Here is a 4304-nt window from a genome sequence, read left to right as displayed (position 1 = left end):
GGGCATGCGCCACCGTATTCCGGTGGCGCGCTTTCCGGGAATATTGATTATGAAAACCGCAGGCAAACTTGTCGTCCTTGGCAGTATCAACGCCGATCACATCCTGAATCTTGACGCTTTCCCAACGCCGGGTGAAACCGTTACCGGTCATCACTATCAGGTCGCTTTTGGCGGTAAGGGCGCAAACCAGGCGGTTGCTGCCGGACGCAGCGGAGCCAATATCGCCTTTATCGCCTGTACCGGCGATGATGATATTGGCGAACGCGTTCGTCGTCAGCTGAAAAGCGATAATATCGACGTCGCGCCGATCAGGGCCGTTGCCGGAGAATCAACCGGCGTGGCGCTGATTTTTGTTAACGCTGAAGGTGAGAATACTATCGGTATTCATGCTGGCGCTAACGCCGCGCTCAGCGTGGCTCAGGTTGATGCGGAAAAAGAGCGTATTGCCGGCGCGCAGGCGCTGCTGATGCAGCTGGAATCGCCGCTGGAAAGCGTACTGGCCGCGGCGAAAATCGCTCACCAGAATCAAACCTCAGTTATCCTCAATCCGGCGCCGGCACGTGAACTGCCCGATGATCTGCTCACGCTGGTGGATATCATTACCCCTAACGAGACCGAAGCGGAAAAGCTCACCGGCGTTCGCGTAGAAAGCGACGATGATGCGGCAAAAGCCGCCAAAGTGCTCCATGATAAAGGTATTGGTACGGTGATCCTTACGCTTGGCAGCCGTGGCGTATGGGCCAGCAGCGAAGGTGAAGGTCGTCGGGTTCCCGGTTTTAAAGTGCAGGCGGTTGATACCATCGCCGCTGGCGATACCTTTAATGGTGCGCTGGTCACCGCGCTGCTTGAAGGTAGCGAACTGGCGCAGGCGATTCGTTTTGCCCATGCCGCCGCCGCTATCGCCGTCACCCGCAAAGGGGCTCAGCCCTCCGTGCCCTGGCGAAAAGAAATAGACGAATTTTTACGTCAACAGGGGTAACGATTGGCTACCATGAAGGATGTAGCCCGCATTGCGGGCGTTTCCACTTCGACGGTTTCTCATGTCATCAACAAAGATCGTTTCGTTAGCGAAGCTATTACCGCTAAAGTCGACGCCGCGATTAAGAGCCTGAACTACGCGCCGTCCGCGCTGGCGCGCAGTCTCAAATTAAATCAAACCCGCACCATAGGCATGCTCATTACCGCCAGTACCAATCCGTTTTACTCGGAGCTGGTGCGCGGCGTGGAGCGCAGCTGCTTTGAACGGGGTTATAGCCTTGTGCTGTGTAATACCGAAGGCGATGAACAGCGGATGAACCGTAATCTGGAGACGCTGATGCAAAAGCGCGTCGATGGTTTACTGCTGCTGTGCACTGAAACGCATCAACCTTCGCCGGAGATTATGCAGCGCTACCCTTCTGTACCGACGGTGATGATGGACTGGGCGCCGTTCGACGGCGATAGCGATCTGATTCAGGATAACTCTCTGCTGGGCGGCGATATGGCGACGCAGTATCTGATCGACCAGGGCTATACGCGGATTGCCTGTATTGCGGGTCCGCTGGATAAAACTCCTGCCCGACTGCGTCTGGAGGGATATCAGGAAGCGATGGCCCGAGCCGGACTCTCGGTACCTGAAGGATATGTGATTAGCAGCGATTTTGAGTTTGGCGGCGGTTTCAGCGCCATGCAGAAGCTGCTGATGCTGCCAGCGCTGCCGCAGGCGGTGTTTATCGGTAACGATGCGATGGCGGTAGGCGCCTATCAGGCCCTTTATCAGAGCGGTCTGCGTATCCCACAGGATATGGCGCTGGTAGGCTATGACGACATTGAACTGGCGCGCTATATGACGCCGCCGTTAACCACAATTCATCAACCGAAAGATGAACTGGGCGAGCTGGCCATCGATGTGCTGATTCACCGTATGGCCGACCCGGGACAAAAACAGCAGCGCGTACAGTTAACCCCCGAGCTGGTGGTTCGCGGCTCAGCCTAACGCTTGTGCCGCTCCTTAATCAGGTTGCGGCCATCTTTTGCTCTTAATAAGGTAAATACCAGCGCCGATACCACGGTGATAACCCCCATGGTAATAAAGGTGTAGTGAAACTGCTCGATGGTATTTGCGCTATCGAATCCTTCATAAAACCGCAGCACCGCCGCGCTAACGGCGACCCCGAGACTGATCGATAGCTGCTGCGTCACGGCCAACATGCTGTTGCCGCTGCTGGCGTTTTCATCGGTTAAATCGGCGAGCGTGATGGTGTTCATGGAGGTGAACTGGGTGGACATTGCCATTCCCAGAATGAAGAGCGGCAGCAGCAGCATCCAGATCGACATATCCGGCGATTGCAGCGAAAACTGAGCGATCATCAGGCCAATAAATATCGTGACCCCAACCAGCGTTTTACGGTAACCAAACCAGCGAAGAATCTGGGTGACGGTTGATTTCGCAATAATCGAACCGATAGCCGTAGGCGCTATCATGCAGCCGGCGACGATCGCCGGATAACCGAAGCCAACCTGTAACATCAGCGGCATCAGGAACGGAACGCAACCGGTACCCAGGCGCGTGGCCAGGTTTCCCGCAATCCCGACAGAGAAAGTATGCGTCTTGAATAAAGAAAGCGAAATGAGCGGCGTGGGATGGCGGCGAGCGTGACGAATATAGGCCCACAGTAAAACGATGCTCAGGGCGATAACCGCCAGAGCCATCCATGTGGCGACAATTTTCTCGCCAAACAGCTCGATTCCGCTGGAAAACAGAACCAGGCTCAGGCCAAACAGGATAAAACCGAGCGTGTCGAAGCGGCGCCGTGGCGTGGTGAAATCCGGCATATACTTGCGGGCATACACGATCCCGATAATACCGATGGGAATATTAATCAGGAAAATCCAGTGCCAGCTGGCCCAGGTCACCAGTACGCCGCCGAGCACGGGACCGAGGATAGGGCCGACCAGTCCAGGCATCGTGACGAAGTTGAGCACCGGCAGCAGTTCGCTGCGCGGATAGGCGCGCAGTAGCGCCAGCCTGGCTACCGGCATCATCATGGCCCCGCCGATGCCCTGAATGACGCGGAAGATAACCAGTTCCATCAGGGAGTTGGAAAGCGCGCAGGCCAGGGAACCGAGGGTAAACAGGCTGACGGCGATGATAAACACTTTTCGCGTGCCGAAGCGGTCGGCCAGCCAACCGCTGACCGGGATAAGCATGGCCACCGTCAGCGTATAGCTGATAATGGCCGACTGCATCGCTAGCGGTGAACGGTTGAGACTATGGGCGATAGCGGGAAGGGCTGTATTCAGAATGGTGGCGTCGAGCGCCTGCATAAAAAAAGCCATCGCTGCGATCCATGGCAGCCCGGCCATACTGCGGGCTTTCTTTTTGGTCATTCGATACCCTTGCTATTTATCGGAATGGTTGGGAGCGCTCAACAACGCCTGGCAGGCGCTCAGCGCCCGCAAGCCGTCGCTATCCAGAATGGCATCAACGATTGCCTGGTGCAGATCCAGTTTCACCACTTCATTCTGCGTAATCGACGTGAAGTAGGTGTGATAGACCGAATGAAATAAAGAAGCGAAAGAGATCAGGAAAGGGTTGCCGCTCATTTCATATATATGTTCATGCCAGGCCATATCGACTTCAATCCAGCGTTCGCGCTGAAAGTTCCTCTTCAGCTCAACCATCTCCTCCATCAAAGCGTTTAGCTGGGCTTTTTGCTCCGGCGTCCCTGAGGTTGACGCCAGGAAACAGGCTTGAGGTTCCAGACTGCCGCGCATCACGAGGAAATGGCTGACAACATCGGAGAAGTTATCTTCTGTTAACCACCAGGCCAGGAGTTCTTTATCGAGAAAGTTCCAGCTGCTGCGTGGCATCACCCGCGTTCCGATGCGCGGTCGTGGTAAAAGCATGCCTTTTGCCGCTAGCGTCTTCACCGCTTCACGCACGGCGGTGCGGCTCACGCCAAACTGCTCGCCCAGTTCCATCTCGCCTGGAAGGATACTTTCTGGCTGATATTCACCGGTCAAAATTTTTTGAGCCAGCTTCTCCGCTAATACCCAGGAGATATTCTTTTGTGCCGCCAACTGCTGTGCGCTTAAAGACATACGTGCCGTTCCTTTCTCTTTTTTACCTTACCAGTATGCCATCTGGCGGCTTACTTCGTTGGTTAAAACGGCAAAACGCCGGTTTTTTGCTACATTACGCGCCGTAATGATGAAAAAAGAGGCGGTTAAAAAGTTTTTTGCATTTAGCCCTTGTCACTTCGGAATAACTCCCTATAATGCGCCTCCACTGACACGGAACAACGGCTTACAGCCCGCCGGGT

The 4304-nt window shown here is 55.1% G+C and carries 4 protein-coding genes; 2 read left to right on the top strand and 2 right to left on the bottom strand.

What is annotated here, in order from left to right; genetic code table 11:
- The first annotated feature begins 46 nt into the window (after positions 1-46).
- Together rbsK and rbsR are read left to right on the top strand one after the other, a co-directional pair.
- The gene (rbsK, locus tag ABLU67_RS23875; RefSeq protein ID WP_162557611.1) at positions 47-979 is read left to right on the top strand and encodes a ribokinase; all 933 of its coding nucleotides are present in this window, start codon (positions 47-49) and stop codon (positions 977-979) included.
- A 3-nt stretch (positions 980-982) separates the two neighbouring features.
- Positions 983-1975: a ribose operon transcriptional repressor RbsR gene (gene rbsR / locus ABLU67_RS23870; RefSeq protein ID WP_086544183.1), complete on the top strand. Its 993-nt coding sequence runs from the start codon at positions 983-985 to the stop codon at positions 1973-1975.
- Here rbsR and mdtD read toward each other — a convergent pair.
- Complete coding sequence (mdtD, locus tag ABLU67_RS23865) at positions 1972-3369, bottom strand: multidrug transporter subunit MdtD (protein WP_004855800.1); 1398 nt, start codon at positions 3367-3369, stop codon at positions 1972-1974. The genes rbsR and mdtD overlap by 4 nt on opposite strands.
- A gap of 12 nt (positions 3370-3381) precedes the next feature.
- A complete protein-coding gene (locus ABLU67_RS23860; RefSeq protein WP_004855803.1) occupies positions 3382-4083 on the bottom strand; it encodes a FadR/GntR family transcriptional regulator in 702 nt (233 codons plus the stop codon).
- Positions 4084-4304 lie beyond the last annotated feature (221 nt).

The organism is Klebsiella sp. GN_Kp190, from assembly GCF_040061795.1.
In the GTDB taxonomy this organism is placed as follows: domain Bacteria; phylum Pseudomonadota; class Gammaproteobacteria; order Enterobacterales; family Enterobacteriaceae; genus Klebsiella; species Klebsiella michiganensis.
The sequence above is the reverse complement of the archived record's forward strand: the minus strand, read 5'-3'. Positions and strand labels throughout refer to the sequence as shown.